We start from the raw sequence: 17,317 nt of genomic DNA, 5'->3' as shown, positions 1-17,317 counted from the left end.
GTGTAGGCCCCACCCCCTTCCCATGGAGTACATCATGAGCAAGCGTGCCCTGATTCTGATCGACATCCAGAACGACTACTTCGCCGACGGCAAATGGCCGCTGCACGGCATCGACGCGGCAGCGCTGAACGCCGCACGCGTGCTGGCAGCCGCTCGCGCTGCCGGCGATACGGTGGTGCACGTGCGTCATGAATTTCAGGGAGACGGGGCGCCCTTCTTCGCCGCAGGCTCCGCCGGTGCGCATATCCATGCCAGCGTGCAGCCGCAGGCGGGTGAGAGCGTGGTGCTCAAGCACAAGGTCAACGCGTTTCGCGACACCGACCTGAAGGCGCAACTCGACAAGGCGGGTATCGAACAGATCACCCTGGTCGGCGCCATGAGCCATATGTGTATCGATGCCGCCGCCCGCGCCAGCGCGGACTTCGGCTACGCCACCACGGTGATCCATGATGCCTGCGCGACACGCGACCAGGAATTCGAAGGCAATCAGGTTCCAGCCACTCAGGTACAGGCTGCCTATATGGCCGCGCTGGCATTCGCCTACGCGACCGTTATCTCGACCGAGCAATACCTGGCGGGTTAGGCGTTAAACCGTAGCCTGTGGTTGAGCGCAGCGATACCCAGGGAGATCGCTCCCGGGTATCGCTACGCTCAACACCGGGCTACCGACGGAAAAAGACCGTAGGAGCTGGCTTGCCAGCGAATCGATCTACGCCCCAACACCGGCGCGGAATTTGCCACCGACATCGCCGGCAAGGACTAGGCGTCCCCCCGGCTCCTACAACCGCTGCACCTGCCGAATTCTTCTGCTGCACCAGATGCCGCGGGTGGTGCCTCAGCCCAGCTCTTTGCGCAGCTGGCGGGCGGCGGCGACCATGTTGACCAGCGCGGCTTCGGTCTCGGGCCAGCCGCGGGTTTTCAGGCCACAATCGGGATTCACCCACAGGCGTTCGGCAGGGATGCGGCGCACGGCCTTGCGCATCAACTTGACCATTTCGCCCGTGTCCGGCACCCGCGGCGAGTGGATGTCGTAGACGCCCGGGCCGATCTCGTTGGGGTACTCGAAGGCCTCGAAGGCGTCCAGCAGCTCCATGTCCGAGCGCGAGGTCTCGATGGTGATCACGTCCGCATCCATGGCGGCGATGGACTCGATCACGTCGTTGAATTCGCTGTAGCACATGTGGGTGTGGATCTGCGTTTCGTCACGCACGCCACTGGCGCACAGCCGGAAGGACTCCGTTGCCCAATCCAGATAGTGTTGCCAATCGGCTTTGCGCAGCGGCAGCCCCTCGCGGAATGCCGCTTCGTCGATCTGCACGATACGGATGCCGGCACGCTCGAGGTCGACGACTTCGTCGCGAATCGCCAGGGCCAGCTGCCGGGCCTGCACTTCGCGGCTGACGTCTTCACGGGGGAACGACCACATCAGCATGGTCACCGGGCCGGTCAGCATGCCCTTCATCACCTTGCCCGTGAGGCTCTGCGCATAGCGAATCCACTCCACGGTCATGGCCTGGGGCCGGCTCAGGTCGCCAACGATCACCGCCGGTTTCACGCAGCGCGAACCATAGCTCTGTACCCAGCCGAAACGAGTGAACAGGTAGCCATCCAACTGCTCGGCGAAGTACTCGACCATGTCGTTGCGCTCGGCCTCGCCGTGCACCAGCACGTCCAGCCCCAGGCGCTCCTGAATCTCTACCGCATGGCGAATCTCGCTGTGCATGGCATCGGTGTAATCCCCCAGCGATAGCTTGCCCTGCTTGAAGGCCTGGCGTGCCAGGCGGATCGCCGAGGTCTGCGGGAACGAGCCGATGGTGGTAGTCGGGAACGGCGGCAGGTCGAGGCCGGCACGCTGTTTGGCGATACGTTGGGCGAACGGCGACGCGCGCTGGCTATCGTTGGCGGTCACCGCAGCCAGGCGCGCCTGCACCTGCGGCTTGTGGATACGTGGTGACGCCGCTCGACTGGCCTGCACGGTGCGGCTCTCGGCCAACGCGGCGCGCACGTCGGGAGCGTCCGGCTGATTGACGGCGCGAGCCAGCAGCGCCACCTCGGCACATTTCTGCGTGGCGAAGGCCAGCCAGCCTTTCAGTTCGGCATCCAGTTGATCTTCACGCTGCAAGTCGACCGGGCTGTGCAACAACGAGCAGGACGGCGCGATCCACAGCCGTTCTCCGAGCCGGCTGTGGGCATGACCAATCACCGCCAGGGCGTTTTCCAGATCGCAGCGCCATACGTTGCGGCCGTTGACCACGCCAAGGGACAGCACCTTGTAGGCCGGCAGGCGGTCGAGGATGGTCGGGTACTGCTGCGGCGCGCGCACCAGGTCGATGTGCAGGCCGTCCACCGGCAGGTTGGCCGCCAGACCCAGGTTCTCTTCGAGGCCGCCGAAGTAGGTGGCGACCAGCTTCTTCAGCGGTTCGCGTTGCAGACTGTTGTAAGCGCGCTCGAAGGCGTTCTTCCAGTCCTGGGGCAGGTCGAGCACCAGAATCGGCTCGTCGATCTGCACCCATTCCACGCCCTGTTCGGCCAGGCGCTGGAAGATCTGCCCGTAGAGCGGCAGCAGGCGCTCGAGCAACTCCAGCTTGTCGAAACCCTGAGCATCGCCCTTGAGCTTGCCCAGCCACAGGTAGGTCAGCGGGCCGATCACCACCGGTTTGACGTTGTGGCCCAGGGCACGGGCCTCATCTACTTCCTCGAACAGCTGTTCCCAACTGAGAGCGAACTGCTGGTCAGCGGTGAACTCGGGCACCAGATAGTGGTAGTTGGTATCAAACCATTTGGTCATCTCCTGCGCATGGGCGCCGCCGCAGCAGTTGTCGCCGCTCACGCCGCGGGCCATGGCGAACAGGGTATCCAGGGTCGGCTTGCCGCTGGCAGGGCGAAAACGCTCGGGGATCACCCCGAAGGTCAGGGAATGGGCCAGCACCTGGTCGTACCAGGCGAAATCGCCGACCGGCAGCAGCTCGATACCGGCATCCTTCTGCACCTGCCAGTGCCGGGCACGCAACTCACGGCCCACGGCACGCAGGCCGGCTTCGTCCAACTCACCTTTCCAGAAGGCCTCTTGAGCTTTCTTCAGTTCGCGGTCACGTCCGATTCGGGGGAATCCGAGGCTGTGTGCGAGGGCCATGGCGATATCTCCAATGCATAAATGATGGCGTGCATTGTCGAGGCCGCGACCGAGTGAAACAAACTCAATCGATTAACATTAAAAACAAGTTTTACTCACGTTGATCACGCGCGGCTCATCTTGACCATCCACTTGAGGCCTCAGCCGGAGTCGGGCAAGCTGGCCTCTGCGCCTTGGACGAACCCGGCATGCCAGATATCCCCGACGACCCCGCCCAGACCGAACGCACCCGCGAAACCGTGCTGCGCTATCACTACAGCTGGAAGTACCGCGATCTGGATGCGGTGATGGCGCTCTATCACCCGGAGGTCGAGTACCACGACTTCTTCCTCAACCGCAGCATGGGCCTGGCCGAACTGCGCGACTACGTGCTCAGCACAATGCCGCGCCACCCGGACGAAGCGCTGGAACACACCGACCGCATCCGCATCGACGGCCATACCGCATTCATCCAGTACCGCACCACGCTGCATGGCGGCGAGGGCCTGGTGTCGTTCCGCACCGCTGAAGCCATCACCGTGCGCGACGGGCTGATCTGGCGGGTCAACGAATACGCCTCGCTGGTGCATGAAGGTCAGGACACGCGGCCACCGATACAGACCAGCGCGGCGATCAGCAAACTGGGCCTGTCGACCCGCCAGCTGGGCTTCATGGCGCAGGACCTACAGGACTATTTCCAGCGCCGGCAGCCCTTTCTCGACCCAGCCCTGAGCCTGCAGCAGGTGGCCAGCGCCACTGGCTACAGCCGCAATCAGATTTCCTACCTGCTCAACCAGGTGCTCGGCCAGAGCTTCTACCGCTACGTCAACCAGGCGCGCCTGCAGCACCTGCTGCAACGCCTGCAGGCAGGCAACGACCTGCGGCGCATGGACGAGCTGGCCTTCGAAGCCGGCTTCAATTCCCTGACCGCCTTCTACAGCACCTTTCGCCGCCACACCGGCCTGTCACCCAAGGCCTACCTAAAAGACCTCTACGCGCGGGTACGCGCGCAAGACAACGCCTGATCGGGCTTCTAGTCTTGCTGCATACATTCTGCGTGGAAGCGGTGCATGAACGACTGGCGCAATATCAGCCTGTGGATGGATCAACTGGATGAGCCGCTGACACCGCGCCCATCGCTGCAAGGCGATATCCAGGCAGATGTCGCCATCATCGGCGCGGGCTACACCGGCCTGTGGACGGCCTACTACCTCAAGCGCCAGGCTCCCGAGCTGCGCATCGTCATCGTCGAGGCGAAGATCGCCGGCTTCGGTGCCTCCGGGCGCAATGGCGGCTGGCTGATGGGCAACCTGCTCGGCGAGGATCGCCTGCTGTCGGGCCTGTCCCCGCAAGCCCGGCGTGAATCCTACGACTTGCTGCATGGTATTCCCGATGAAGTCGGCCAGGTGCTACAACGCGAAGGGATCGACTGTGATTACCGCAAAGGCGGTGTGCTGTATTGCGCGGCCCGCTATCCCGAGCAGGAACTGCGCTTGCGCGAATACCTGCGCGGCTATCGTGAAGAAGGCTTGGGCGACGACGACTACCGTTGGCTACCCGCTGAAGAACTCGCCCAGCAACTGCGCATCCCCGGCGCCTATGGCGCACTCTACACGCCCCACTGCGCGACCATTCAGCCGGCCCGCCTGGTGCGCGGCCTGGCACGCTGCGTGGAAGCGCTGGGCGTGAGCATTTACGAAGGCACGCCGGCCCTGAGCTGGCAGGCCAGCAGCGTGCGCTGCGAAGCGGGCGAAGTGCGCGCAGACTGGATCGTACCTGCCGTCGAAGGCTACGCCGCCAACCTGCCGCCGCTCGGCCGCCATCAGATTCCGGTGCAGAGCCTGATCGTCGCCACCGAGCCACTGCCCGCCTCGACCTGGGCGGAGATCGGCCTGGAGCGCGGCCAAGCCTTCTGCGAGACCAGCCGCCAGGTCACCTATGGCCAACGCAGCCGCGATGACCGTCTGATCTTCGGCGCTCGCGGCGGCTATCGCTTCGGTAGCCGCCTGCGCAGCGACTTCAACCTCAACGACGAAGAACGTGGCCTGCGCCGCTACCTGTTCAGCGAATTGTTTCCGCAACTGCGCAATGTGCGCATCACCCACGCCTGGGGCGGCAACCTGGGCATGGCGCGGCACTTCCATCCGCACATGCTCTGCGACCGCGGCAACGGTATCGCCCTTTCCGGTGGTTACGGTGGTGAGGGCGTAGGCGCCAGCAACCTTGGCGGGCGCACCCTGGCCGACCTGATCCTCGGCAACGACACCCTGCTCACCCGCCAGCCCTGGGTGCGTCACGACACCCGTGTGCAGGACTTGCCGCGCTGGGAACCGGAGCCCTGCCGCTGGCTCGGCTACAACGCCATCATCCGCAGCTTCGTGCGCGAGGACAAACTGCTGGCTGACCCATCCAGCCGCCCGTGGCAGCGCTACATGGCGCAGCGCGTGGCCAGCCTGATGGAAGGTTTCATGAAGTGAATACCCTCACCCGACACTCAGGTTGCAAGCCATGACCATCACGCATTTCCGTAATACCGACAGCGTTGCACTCGACGAACACAACCCGGTCGCGGTACCGCTCAGCGAGCCCGCCGCCGTCACTTCGGTAACCTGCGTGGAGCGCGATGATGGCGTGGAAACCGGCATCTGGGAATGCACGCCCGGGCGCTGGCGCCGACAAATCGTGCAACAAGAGTTCTGCCACTTCATCGCCGGGCGTTGTACGTTCATTCCGGACGTCGGCGAGCCGATCGACATCAAGGCCGGCGACGCCCTCATGTTGCCGGCCAACACCACTGGCGTGTGGGACATACAAGAAACGCTGCGCAAAACCTATGTACTGATTTTCTGAGGATCTATTCAAAGTTTCGCGAGCTAGAGCAATGCAAGGCAAAAACAGGCGAAGAACGCACTGGGCTCGCACTCGAGTTTACGCGCTGTAAATGAGCATTACTCGCTGCGCTCGCCCCTTCGGGGCCGCACTGAAGTGCGTTAGCCGCAAGCGGCTTGCTGAGCCTGTTTTTAACGCAGCAGTGCCGACGCGCAGCAGACTTTGAACAGATCCTGACTGCTGCCTCCACAACATCGACAACAATCGTTGAGGTCTCCCATGCTGAAATCGCTCATCCCGCTCATGCTCGTCGCCTCGGTCAGCCAGGCAGCGCAGGACGTACGCATCTACAACTGGACGGACTACATCGCTCCCGACACCCTGAAGAACTTCCAACAGGCCAGCGGCGTAACGCCCCACTACGACGTCTACGACAGCAACGAAACCCTCGACGCCAAGCTGATGGCCGGCCGCTCCGGCTATGACGTGGTCTTCCCCTCCAACCACTTCATGGCCCGGCAGATTCAGGGCGGCGCGCTCAAGGAGCTGGACAAAAGCCAGCTGCCCAATTGGCAGAACCTCAACCCGAAGCTGCTCAAGGCGCTGGAAGGCAACGACCCGGGCAACCAGCATGGTTTCCCCTACCTGTGGGGCAGCACCGGCATCGGCTACAACGTCGAGAAGGTCAAGGCCGTACTCGGCGATGACGTACCGCTGGACTCCTGGGATCTGATCTTCAAGCCCGAGCTGATGGCAAAACTGAGCACGTGCGGCGTGGCGATTCTCGACAACGGCCCGGAAATGCTGCCCATCGCCCTGCACTACCTGGGCCTGCCGCACCACAGCCAGAAGCCCGAGGACTACAAGAAAGCCGAAGCGCTGCTGATGGAGATGCGCAAGAACGTCGCCTACTTCCACTCATCCAAATACGTGGGTGAACTGGCCAATGGCGACGTCTGCATGGCGGTGGGTTTCTCAGGCGACATCATGCAGGCCAGCGCCCGTGCCAAAGAGGCCGGCAACGGCGTCGACATCGCCTACGTGATTCCCAAGGAAGGCGCGCCAATGTGGTTCGACATGGTCGCCATCCCCAAGGATGCGCCCAACGAAAAGGCCGCCTACGCCTTCATGAACTATCTGCTGGAGCCCAAAGTGATCGCTGGCATCAGTGACTACGTGCACTACGCCAACGGCAACAGCAAAGCGGACGCGCTGGTCGACCCGGCACTCAAGGCCGACACCACCGTCTACCCGCCCGATGACGTCATGGAAAAGCTATATGCGCTGGAAGCCATGCCACTGAACATCGACCGCATCCGCACGCGGATCTGGACGAAAGTGAAGAGCGGCACCTGAGGTATCTGACGTAACGGCGAAGGGCTGGCGTTCGCAATGAGCGCCAGCCCAGCCGTCAGATCCACAGATCGTTTATCGCCGTACGCTCACCGCCCTCCTCTCCGGTATTCAGCACACCACGCGGCTCGATGAGCATCAGCTTCACCTCTCGTTCGGCGTAAGGCTTGTGCTCCACACCCTTGGGCACCACGTACAGCTCGCCGCTGCCCAGCGTTACCTGGCCGTCACGGAAATCGAGTCGCAATTGCCCATCGAGGACGAAAAAGGCTTCGTCCGTCTCGGCATGGGAATGCCAGATGAAATCGCCCTGCAGGCGCACGACCTTGAACTGGTAGTCGTTCATTTCCGCGACCACTCTGGGTGACCAATGATCATGGATCAGGGCCAACTTCTGCTCGAGGTTGACGGGGTGTTTCGATGACGGATTCTGGCTGGACATAGGCGGCTCCTCGGTTGGTTTTCACCACTCTAGCGAGGCGCCGGAGCGCTATCTTGTACGATCCTGCAACCCGACCATGCTCAGCCAGCGGGCCGGAGACAGGCCGAAGCTTCTGACGAAATGACGCGTCATGTGGCTCTGGTCGAAGAATCCGGCGATCAACGCCGCGTCTGCCAGGCCGATACCCGCCAACGCCAGCTCACGGCAGCGATCCAGCCGGCGCATCGTCACGTAGCGGTAAGGACTGGTGCCGAACAGCGCGCGAAAGTCACGGGAAAGACTCCAGCGCTCGCGCCCGCTGACATGCTCCAGCTCGTCCAGGGTGATGCTCGCCCCATTGCGGCTATGGATGTAATCCCTGGCCCGCTGCGCAGCGCGATAATCGAACACGCGACGCCCGCGACTCTTGCCGGCGACCGTATCCAGCGCGCGAGCGAGGTCATGGATGGCGTCGTCTTCCTCCAGCGGCTCGAGAGGGTGATCCATCGCCTGCATGAACGTCTCGGTGGCCCAGCGCAGACGCGCGTCATCGCTGAGCCCACCCGCGATGAAGGGCAGCGGTTTGCCACCCAGCACCTGCTGGATCAGCACGGGATCGATATAGAGCATGCGATAGCGAAAACCGTCCTCGGTGCCTGCCATCCCGTCGTGCAGCTCGTCTGGATGCAACACCAGCGTGCCGCCAGGAAGGCTGTGCCGCATGGCCCGCCGGTAACGAAAACTCTGCACGCCGGACAGCGTGCGGCCAATGGCATAAGAGTCGTGGCGATGCGGGTCGTATCCGTGGCCGCTGAAATACGCCTCGATACGTTCCACCCGACCCGGCACGTGGCTGCGCAGCACCCAGTCGCGGCCGTTCGTATCTGTGCCCATGACTCGACTCCCCTGCCGCTGCGCTATCTGACGCCGCAACAGTAAATCGACTTGGGCTGGAAGTCTCTTGCCGTGTGCTTCCGGCTGGAAACGAGCGACGGCGCCAGAGGGGCTTTCTCCATAGATCCAGCCCTCTGGCGCCGCCATCACCGGCTAGCGGGAGTTCTCCGCTGTGGCCTGCTCGACCTCGTCTCGGCGGTGCAGCCACTGATAGAGCGCTGGCAGCACCAGCAGGGTCAGTGCGGTGGAGGAAAGAATTCCGCCGATCACCACGGTCGCCAATGGCCGCTGAACCTCGGCCCCGGTACCGGTGGCCAATGCCATGGGCACGAACCCCAGCGAGGCAACCAAGGCGGTCATCAGCACCGGTCGCAGGCGCGTCAGGGCTCCCTCGGTGATCGCTGCGGACAACGGGCGCCCCTCTTCGCGCAGGCTACGGATGAAGGCGATCATCACCAGGCCGTTGAGAACGGCCACTCCGGATAATGCGATGAACCCCACGCCTGCAGAGATCGACAGGGGAATATCACGTAACCACAGCGCCATCACACCGCCAGTCAGTGCGAAGGGAATACCGGTGAAAACCACCAGGCCATCCTTGAGGTTGTTGAACATCATGAACAGCAAAGTCAGAACCAACAGCAGTGCAACCGGCACCACGATCTGCAGCCGCTTGGCCGCTGACTGCAACTGCTCGAACTGGCCGCCCCAGGTCGTCCAGTAGCCAGTGGGTATCTGCACGCCTTGCTCGATACGTTGCCCGGCTTCCTCCACGAACGAGCCCAGGTCACGACCGCGAACGTTCGCACTGACCACGACCAGGCGCTTGCCGTTTTCACGACTGACCTGGTTGGGCCCCAGCACCAGATCGAGGCTGGCGACATCCGCCAGGGTAATGAACTCGATCTGATCCGCCGCACTGCCGGGGCGCGGCGGGATGGGAATGAGTAGGCGCGACAAACCCTCCACGTCAGTTCGCAGTTGATCCGCAAGGCGCACGACGATGGCGAATCGGCGGTCGCCCTCGAACACTGTACCGGCCTGCTGCCCGCCCACCGCGAAGGCGATGGTGTCCTGCACGTCGCCGATGTTCAGGCCGTAGCGCGCGACTTTTTCGCGATCAACGTTGATGGTCAGCATCGGCAAGCCGGACGTCTGCTCGACCTTGACCTCGGAAGCACCGCTGATCGATTCCAGCACCTCGGAGATTTCGCCAGCGGTCTTGTTGAGTACGTCCATGTCGTCCCCGAATACCTTGACCGCCACATCGCTCCTCACCCCGGAAATGAGCTCGTTGAAGCGCAGTTGAATGGGCTGCGACAGCTCGTAATTGCTCCCGGCCACCGTGGCACTGACACGCTGCAGATCGGCGATCAGGGCTTCCCGTGACTTGTCCGGATCGGGCCACTGCTCTTTGGGCTTGAGCATCACATAAGCGTCGGAAATATTCGGCGGCATCGGGTCGGCGGCAATTTCCGCGGTGCCGGTTCGGGCGAAGACGCGCTCGATCTCCGGCATGTTTTCCATCAGCGCGGTTTCCAGACGGCGCTGCATTTCCACCGACTGTGTCAGGCTGGTTCCGGGTACCCGCAGCGCCTGCAGGGCAAAGTCGCCCTCGCTCAGGCTGGGCACGAACTCGCTGCCCATTCGCGTGGCGACCAGGCCGGACAGCGCGACCAGCAGCAGAGCGGCGGTGAACACCGGGGTACGATGGCTCATCACCCACGCCAGAACCGGCTGGTAAGCGCGGCGGGCCGAGCGCATCACCACGCCCTCCTCTTCCTTCACCTTGCCGGTGACGAACAGCGCAATGGCGGCGGGCACGAAGGTCACGGACAGAATCATCGCCCCCAGCAGCGCAATCACCACCGTGAACGCCATGGGGTGGAACATCTTGCCCTCGACACCGGTGAGGGCAAAGATCGGCAGGTAAACGACCATGATGATCAATTGACCGAAGATCAGCGGACGCCTGGCTTCTCTGGACGCCGCGAACACCTCGCGGAATCGCTCCGCGCGGGTCAGCATGCGGCCATGGTGCTGCTGCGCATGGGCGAGCCGGCGGATCGAGTTCTCCACGATCACCACCGCCCCATCGACGATGATGCCGAAATCCAGTGCCCCCAGGCTCATGAGGTTGGCGCTGACGTTGTTGGCGAACATCCCGGTGAAGGTGAACAGCATCGACAGCGGAATCACCATCGCGGTGATGATTGCCGCACGGATATTGCCCAGGAAGAGGAACAGCACGGCGATGACCAGAATCGCCCCCTCGATGAGGTTCTTCTTGACGGTGGCGATGGCCTTGTCGACCAGGTTGGTTCGGTCATACACGGCGACGGCCAGCACCCCTTTCGGCAGCGAGCGGTTGATCTCCACCAGCTTGGCCGATACGGCTTGAGACACGCTGCGACTGTTCTCGCCGATCAGCATGAACACGGTGCCGAGTACCACTTCACGGCCGTTCTCGGTCGCCGCGCCGGTGCGCAACTCACGGCCAATCTGTACATCCGCAACGTCACTGACGCGAATCGGCGTACCGCCGGCGTTCGAAACGATGATGTTGGCGATGTCTTTCTCGTCCGATACCTGCCCTGGTGCGCGAACCACCAGCTGTTCGCCGTTACGCTCGATGAACCCCGCGCCCACGTTGGCATTGTTGCGCTCGAGCGCGGTGATCAGGTCGCTCAGGGTCAGCCGGTAGGCGGCCAGCCGCCGGGGATCCGGGGCGACCTGAAACTCCTTGGCGAAACCACCGATGGTGTTGATCTCCGCGACACCGGGCACGTTGCGCAATTGCGGCTTGATGATCCAGTCCTGGATGACCCGCAGATCGGTGGCGGTATAGGCGGTACCGTCTTCCTTGGTGGCGCCGGGCTGGGCTTCGACGGTCCATAGAAAGATCTCCCCCAGCCCCGTGGAAATCGGCCCCATCGCCGTTTCCGCGTTCACGGGAAGCTGTGCGCGTGCCATCTGCAAGCGTTCGTTGACCAACTGCCTGGCGAAGTACAGATCCGTACCGTCTTCGAAAATGACCGTGACCTGAGAAAACCCAGAGCGCGACAGAGAACGTGTCTGTATCAGTTGCGGCAGACCTGCCATCGCGGTTTCGATGGGAAAGGTCACGCGCTGTTCGGTTTCCTGTGGCGAAAAGCCTGCAGCAGCGGTGTTGATCTGCACTTGGACGTTGGTGATATCGGGGACGGCATCAATCGGCAGCTTCTGATAGCTGGCGATCCCGACACCAGCCATCGCGAGTACGAAAAGCAGCACGACGAAGCGCTGCTCGATAGCGAACTGGATAATACGTTCGAACATGAGATTTCTCGCTGGTAGCCGTCAGTGGGCGTGGTCTGCGGAGCCTTTGCCAAGCTCGGACTTGAGGATGAAGCTGCCCTGCGAAGCAACGGCGACGCCGGCACTCAAACCCTGCGTGACCTCGACGAAACCATCGCTGGCCACGCCCAGCCTTACCGGCTGAGCGACGAATCCTTTCGCGACCCTGACGAACACCTGAGGCTGCTCATCGATACGCTGCACGGCAGCTGCGGGGATGGTGACGGCAACCTCACGCGATGCGGTCGCCACCTCGATGGCGACGGGCAAGCCAGGCCGCCAGGCACCATCGGGATTGGTCAGCACCGCACGAGCGGTCGCGGTGCGCGTCTGCTCGCCCAGCAGGCTGCCGATGTAGGAAATACTGCCCTCCACTTGGGTCTGCAGCTCAGGTGACAGCACCTGAACCTTCTTGCCGACCTGAATGGCCGCCAGATCCTTTGGCGCGACGTTGAACGTGGCCCACACATGATTCAGGTCGGTGAGGGTGAAGGCGTTGCTCGATGCATCGACCACCTCACCCAGCACGAAATGCTTCTCCACGACGGTGCCGTCGAACGGCGCACGCAGCTCGTAGCGATTGCCCTGGGATAACGCTCCTTGCCCACCCAGCGCGTTCATCTTCTGCCTGGCATTACCGAGGGCGATATCCGCCTCCTGCGAGAGCTGGCGTGCCTGCAGATAGTCCTGCTCGGCGGAGATGCCGTCCTGCCATAGCTGCTTCTCGCGGTCGAGGGTGGTTCTGGCCAGCTCGCTGCGGCGCTGTGCTGCGGCCAGTTCGCTGCGCTGATCGGAGATCTGCTGGCTGGCGATTACCGCCAGCGTCTGGCCCTTGCTGACCATGTCGCCCAGATTGACGGGCACACTTTCAACCACGCCGGTAATTCGTGGAACCACATGGGCGGTACGATCCTCGTCGAAGCGAATCTCGCCGGGGAGCCGAGCCGTGGAGTCGATGACCCGAGGTTGCGATTTCTCGCTCTCGATCCCTGCAATGCGAATCTGCTGCTCCGTCAGTTCGAGCAGCCCTTCGGTTTTCGAGTAGGCGAACTCGAGGGCTTGCCCCGCCTCTCGCACGATGATCTTGGCATCGAAGAAATGCGGTTCAGCGATGCCTGTCTGACTGACGAAGGCAGCCTCCTGCGGCGTGAATACAAGCGTCACGAGCTCACCCGAGGCGCGCTTGACTTCGAGGATGACGGTAGTACTTGCTGACGGGGCGATGGGCTGATCATCTTTCGACAGGTAGATGGACATCGGCTTAGAACCGTCCTCGCTTTCTGGAGCCACCAGTTCCAGGCTGAAGACACCCTGGGTATAGATTTCGCCGCCGTTGGGCCCGGCCTCGTCCTCGTCATGCCCGCTCTCGCTGTCGGCGTGCCCCTCCTCTCCATGACCGGCGGCACCTTCGCTCGCGTGATCGGCCGAGCGTTCATTCAGGTACCAGGCGCCACCAGCGGCCACGCCAATTCCAAGGGCGAGGCTGATCGCCAAGGCCAATTTCTTACTCATGAATACTCCCGAATGGATAAGCCGGGCACCTACCGAAGCAGCAGGCGCCCCATGGCGATTCTGAAAATGGAAACCTGCGTAATAGGCTCACTCGACAGCGGTGACGTCACCAAGGATGCGTTCGAGCTGCACCCAGGATTCAGTGGCCGCAGACAACGCCTGGATGTATTGCCCACGCGACTGGATCAACGTGCGCTGCGCGTCGAGCACATCGAGGAAGCCGAACTTGCCCATCTCGAAACCACGCGCGGTGCTTTCAACGGCGTTCTGGGCCGAGGGCAGGATCATCGATTCGAAGGAGCGGATTTCCTCCTTGGCCATCAGCCACTGATCAGCCGACGTGGCGATTTCGTTGCGCAGCCGCAGCTCGGTGGCATTGCGCTGGTCACGGCTCTGATCAGCTCGGCGCGCCGCCGCCAGGATATTTCCCTGGTTACGATTGAAGAGCGGCAAGGGCATGGATAGCCCGACCAGGTTCACGCGCTCGCGGTCGGCAGCGCTGTACTGGCTGCCGATGCTGACGTCCAGATCAGGGATGCGCTGCGTTCTTTCCAACGCGAAAGAAGCCTCCTGCTGTTCGATGGCCAGCCTCGCAGAACGCAACTCGGCACTGCCGCCAAGTGCCGACAGCAAACGGGAAACGGACGGCAGCTCCGGAATACGGGTCGCATCACCTTGCAGCCGAAGCGTGTCGGCAACCTGTTCCTCGCCCAGAACGAGGCGCAGACGAGCCTTCGCGATGCCCTGATCACGGGTGGCTCGACTGGCTTCCAGCTGCAGTTCGGCAAGTTGCACCTGGGCGCGCGTCAGCTCTATCGGTGAAACCTTGCCGGCCTTGACTCTGCCCTGTGCAATGCCGAGCGCGCGCTGCGCAACTTCACGGGACTCGTTTGCCAGCTCGACCCGCATGCCGGCCTGCAGGGCTGCGTAAAAAGCCTGGATAACGTCCGCCCTCAGCGCGTTGCGGCTCTGCTCTACCGTGAGGGCAGCGACATCCATGCCACGCTCGGCGAGATCGACACGCGCCCCGCGCTTGCCGCCCAGTTCGATGGGCTGAGTCAGTTGCACGGTGGTGGTTCGCGTATCGCTGCGGGTGTCTTCAACCTCCCACGACAACTGCGGGTTGGGCAGCAACCCGGCCTGTTTACGTTCGGCCTTGCTGATATCCAGCTCCCAGCCGGCAGCCGCCAACGTGGGGTTGTTCTGTTGGGAAAGCCGCAGCGCCTCAGGCAGCGTCAGAGCCGCGGCACTGGCATTGGCCTCCCCCGCCCACAGAAAAACCGTCGCGGCGAGCACCAGCGTTATGCCTCGTGGGCATCTAAAAAAACCTGGATTGGCAAACAATTATTAAGCCCCCAATCAATACAGTATCGGCACCACAGTGCGGCAGCCGAACGATCGATAACTATTCGAAGTAGTGATTGGGGCCAAATCTAATTAGGCGCGCTTATCGCCAAGGTGACTGCAAGATTACAAATATGTAATCCACTCTTTCAGGGAAAAATTTTGCATTAAGATCGCCTCGCCAAATAACCCTGCCGGCAAGCGCTCATGTCGCTCGGTCACTGGCAAGCCCAACGTCCGCAAAAATCGGAAAGACCTCTCACAGGGCTGCGTCAGGTTGCCACAGCCCCCGTAAATAGAGGTCAAGGGCCTTTACCTTGAAGTCACTACAGGGTTTAGGATTTCTTGATCCGCTATAGAGTTTTGTCCCCAAGAACAACGATCAGAACAATTACCAAATCAATCCCTTCAGGTAACTCACTATGCGAATCCTAATTATCGAGGATGAGCCTAAAACTGCCGAATACCTCCATCAAGGCCTTAGCGAAAGCGGTTATGTGGTAGATAGAGCAGCAACAGGTATCGATGGCTTACATCTGGTCAAACAACATATTTATGATTTGGTAATACTCGATGTGAACCTGCCGGAAATGGATGGCTGGGACGTACTCGAGAACATAAGGCGCAGCACCAGCACGCGCGTCATCATGCTCACGGCGCGCGGTAGGCTGGCCGACAAGATCAAAGGGCTGGACCTTGGCGCAGACGACTATCTGGTAAAGCCGTTCGAGTTTCCCGAGCTGCTGGCCAGGGTCAGGTCACTGCTGCGGCGAACGGAGCAGGCGCCGGTACCAGACGTCCTGAAAGTGGCCGATCTCGAGCTGGACCCGGGCAGACACCGGGCCTTTCGCGGCGCTCAGCGGATCGACCTGACGACCAAGGAGTTCGCGCTGCTTCACCTGCTCATGCGCCGCTCGGGTGAAGTGCTCTCACGCACGCAAATCATCTCACTGGTGTGGGACATGAACTTCGACTGCGACACCAACGTGGTCGAGGTTTCCATTCGACGCCTGCGCGCCAAGATCGACGACCCGTTCGACCACAAGCTGATCCACACCCTCAGAGGCGTTGGCTACGTGCTCGAGGAACGCCCGTGAAGCCCGCCAGGCTGTCCATGCGCCTCGGCCTTTCGGTGGTGTTCATGGGCGCGGCACTGGTGGTTCTGCTGACGATGCTGGCCTACTTCGCACTGACTCACGAGCTGTCTTCGCTGGCGACCGAAAACCTGCGCGGCAAGCTCAGCCAGATGGAGCACAGGCTCGCTGAAGACAAGCTGACCATCCGCGACCTGAGAGGCCAACCACACGAACTGCTAGACCTGGTGCTCGGCCATGACAACCTGCGCCTGACCATCTATGAGTCGGGCGCCCAAGTGCGCGAGCTGCTCAGCATCAACGATTTGCCCGCTGCTCCGCCTGCCAATGACACGGCGCAGGGCAAGATCACCTATGGCAAAAGCACCGATAGCCGTGACCACAACATCCTCATTGCCACGACGGCGATGCGCCTCGTCGATGGTGAAAAGATCATCGTGCGCCTCGCCATGGACCGTACCAACGACGAAGACCTGCTCAGCGCCTACTTCAAATCCACCCTGGCGGCACTGCCGTTCGTGCTCCTGTTCATCGGCGCCGGTGCTTGGTGGGTGGTGCAGCGTGGGCTCAAACCGCTGAAGCGCTTCGGCAAGATAGCCTCACTGGTTTCCACCCAGGATCTGACCCATCGCATACCGGTGGAACATCTTCCCAAAGAGCTGGGCGAGTTGGCAGAAGGCATCAATTTCATGCTTCATCGCCTGGATGGCGGTGTTCAGCAGCTCTCACAGTTCTCCGACGACCTTGCGCACGAGCTGCGCTCGCCCATCTCGAACCTGATGGGCAAGGCCCAGGTCTCGCTGTCCAGGCAACGCACTCAGGAAGAGTACAAGGCGGTTCTCGAGAGCAGCATCGAAGAGCTCGAAAGAGTCAGCCGTATCGTTTCCGACATGCTGTTCATCGCCCACGTCAGCCACCCGGCTGCGCTGGTGAAATTCGAAGCGATCAGCCTGAGCGATGAAGTGAGCCGGGTTGTCGATCTGTTCCATATGGCAGCGGAAGAAAAGCACATAACCCTCACCATCGAAGGTACCGGCACGCTGCGTGGTGACCGGCTGATGATCCAGCGAGCCATTTCCAACCTGCTCTCCAATGCGATCAGGCATACACCGACAGGCAACACCATCGACCTGAACATCGAAGAACGCGAAGGCTCGACGACACTGTCCATCCGCAACCCCGGCAGCGGCATACCGCAGCAGCACCTACCGCATATCTTCGAGCGTTTCTATCGCGTCGACGCCAGCCGGTGCCGGGCAGATGGCGGTACAGGGCTGGGGCTGTCCATCGTGCGTTCGATCATGAGCCTGCACCACGGCAGTGTCAGTGTTGACTCCACCGTCGGCCAGACAACTATCTTCCGGCTGACTTTCCCCAGCTAGAACTTCCTGGTTATTGAATAGACGCTTTCAAAAGCGTTTC

General features: G+C 62.0%; 13 protein-coding genes. 7 read left to right on the top strand and 6 right to left on the bottom strand.

Going from position 1 to position 17,317, the window contains the following annotated elements; genetic code table 11:
- Nucleotides 1-34: 34 nt before the first annotated feature.
- Nucleotides 35-583, top strand: a complete 549-nt coding sequence (locus K5Q02_RS11280) for a cysteine hydrolase family protein (RefSeq protein ID WP_225839230.1) — start codon at nt 35-37, stop codon at nt 581-583.
- Between the two features lie 252 nt (nt 584-835).
- Here K5Q02_RS11280 and metE read toward each other — a convergent pair whose 3' ends face one another.
- On the bottom strand, nt 836-3,133 hold the full coding sequence (metE, locus tag K5Q02_RS11275; protein ID WP_225839228.1) for a 5-methyltetrahydropteroyltriglutamate--homocysteine S-methyltransferase: 2,298 nt from the start codon (nt 3,131-3,133) through the stop codon (nt 836-838).
- A 188-nt stretch (nt 3,134-3,321) separates the two neighbouring features.
- Here metE and K5Q02_RS11270 point away from each other — a divergent pair, with 188 nt between their 5' ends.
- The 4 genes from K5Q02_RS11270 (at nt 3,322) to K5Q02_RS11255 (ending at nt 7,297) form a co-directional block, all read left to right on the top strand.
- A complete protein-coding gene (locus tag K5Q02_RS11270) occupies nt 3,322-4,137 on the top strand; it encodes an AraC family transcriptional regulator (protein ID WP_225839227.1) in 816 nt (271 codons plus the stop codon).
- A 45-nt stretch (nt 4,138-4,182) separates the two neighbouring features.
- Entirely contained in the window at nt 4,183-5,589 is a 1,407-nt protein-coding gene (locus tag K5Q02_RS11265) for an NAD(P)/FAD-dependent oxidoreductase (protein WP_225839225.1), read from the top strand.
- 31 nt (nt 5,590-5,620) lie between these two features.
- Entirely contained in the window at nt 5,621-5,962 is a 342-nt protein-coding gene (locus K5Q02_RS11260) for a cupin domain-containing protein (RefSeq protein WP_225839222.1), read from the top strand.
- A 258-nt stretch (nt 5,963-6,220) separates the two neighbouring features.
- Nucleotides 6,221-7,297 carry a polyamine ABC transporter substrate-binding protein gene (locus tag K5Q02_RS11255; RefSeq protein ID WP_225839221.1) on the top strand — a complete coding sequence of 359 codons (1,077 nt, stop codon included), beginning with the start codon at nt 6,221-6,223 and terminating at the stop codon, nt 7,295-7,297.
- Between the two features lie 55 nt (nt 7,298-7,352).
- Here K5Q02_RS11255 and K5Q02_RS11250 read toward each other — a convergent pair whose 3' ends face one another.
- From K5Q02_RS11250 to K5Q02_RS11230, 5 genes are all read right to left on the bottom strand, one after another.
- A complete protein-coding gene (locus tag K5Q02_RS11250) occupies nt 7,353-7,736 on the bottom strand; it encodes a cupin domain-containing protein (protein WP_225839220.1) in 384 nt (127 codons plus the stop codon).
- Nucleotides 7,737-7,784: 48 nt separating this feature from the next.
- Nucleotides 7,785-8,609, bottom strand: a complete 825-nt coding sequence (locus K5Q02_RS11245; protein WP_225839219.1) for an AraC family transcriptional regulator — start codon at nt 8,607-8,609, stop codon at nt 7,785-7,787.
- Nucleotides 8,610-8,762: 153 nt separating this feature from the next.
- Complete coding sequence (locus tag K5Q02_RS11240) at nt 8,763-11,927, bottom strand: CusA/CzcA family heavy metal efflux RND transporter (protein WP_225839217.1); 3,165 nt, start codon at nt 11,925-11,927, stop codon at nt 8,763-8,765.
- Nucleotides 11,928-11,948: 21 nt separating this feature from the next.
- Entirely contained in the window at nt 11,949-13,202 is a 1,254-nt protein-coding gene (locus K5Q02_RS11235) for an efflux RND transporter periplasmic adaptor subunit (RefSeq protein WP_225839653.1), read from the bottom strand.
- A 342-nt stretch (nt 13,203-13,544) separates the two neighbouring features.
- Entirely contained in the window at nt 13,545-14,753 is a 1,209-nt protein-coding gene (locus K5Q02_RS11230) for a TolC family protein (protein WP_225839215.1), read from the bottom strand.
- A gap of 470 nt (nt 14,754-15,223) precedes the next feature.
- On the opposite strand from K5Q02_RS11230, the gene K5Q02_RS11225 reads away from it, so the two are divergent.
- Nucleotides 15,224-15,898 carry a heavy metal response regulator transcription factor gene (locus K5Q02_RS11225; RefSeq protein WP_225839212.1) on the top strand — a complete coding sequence of 225 codons (675 nt, stop codon included), beginning with the start codon at nt 15,224-15,226 and terminating at the stop codon, nt 15,896-15,898.
- Nucleotides 15,895-17,277, top strand: a complete 1,383-nt coding sequence (locus K5Q02_RS11220; RefSeq protein ID WP_225839210.1) for a heavy metal sensor histidine kinase — start codon at nt 15,895-15,897, stop codon at nt 17,275-17,277. The genes K5Q02_RS11225 and K5Q02_RS11220 overlap by 4 nt, the downstream gene beginning before the upstream one ends.
- Nucleotides 17,278-17,317: the final 40 nt, after the last annotated feature.

The organism is Pseudomonas sp. MM211 (assembly GCF_020386635.1).
Taxonomy (GTDB): Bacteria; Pseudomonadota; Gammaproteobacteria; order Pseudomonadales; family Pseudomonadaceae; genus Aquipseudomonas.
Note: the sequence above shows the minus strand (reverse complement) of the source record. Positions and strands in the feature narration are given on the sequence as shown.

What these genes read in the sequence shown, in the direction of transcription:
- K5Q02_RS11280 (WP_225839230.1), top strand. Translation starts at nt 35, where the DNA reads ATGAGCAAGCGTGCCCTGATTCTGATCGACATCCAGAACGACTACTTC.
- metE (WP_225839228.1), bottom strand. Translation starts at nt 3,133, where the DNA reads ATGGCCCTCGCACACAGCCTCGGATTCCCCCGAATCGGACGTGACCGC.
- K5Q02_RS11270 (WP_225839227.1), top strand. Translation starts at nt 3,322, where the DNA reads ATGCCAGATATCCCCGACGACCCCGCCCAGACCGAACGCACCCGCGAA.
- K5Q02_RS11265 (WP_225839225.1), top strand. Translation starts at nt 4,183, where the DNA reads ATGAACGACTGGCGCAATATCAGCCTGTGGATGGATCAACTGGATGAG.
- K5Q02_RS11260 (WP_225839222.1), top strand. Translation starts at nt 5,621, where the DNA reads ATGACCATCACGCATTTCCGTAATACCGACAGCGTTGCACTCGACGAA.
- K5Q02_RS11255 (WP_225839221.1), top strand. Translation starts at nt 6,221, where the DNA reads ATGCTGAAATCGCTCATCCCGCTCATGCTCGTCGCCTCGGTCAGCCAG.
- K5Q02_RS11250 (WP_225839220.1), bottom strand. Translation starts at nt 7,736, where the DNA reads ATGTCCAGCCAGAATCCGTCATCGAAACACCCCGTCAACCTCGAGCAG.
- K5Q02_RS11245 (WP_225839219.1), bottom strand. Translation starts at nt 8,609, where the DNA reads ATGGGCACAGATACGAACGGCCGCGACTGGGTGCTGCGCAGCCACGTG.
- K5Q02_RS11240 (WP_225839217.1), bottom strand. Translation starts at nt 11,927, where the DNA reads ATGTTCGAACGTATTATCCAGTTCGCTATCGAGCAGCGCTTCGTCGTG.
- K5Q02_RS11235 (WP_225839653.1), bottom strand. Translation starts at nt 13,202, where the DNA reads ATGTCCATCTACCTGTCGAAAGATGATCAGCCCATCGCCCCGTCAGCA.
- K5Q02_RS11225 (WP_225839212.1), top strand. Translation starts at nt 15,224, where the DNA reads ATGCGAATCCTAATTATCGAGGATGAGCCTAAAACTGCCGAATACCTC.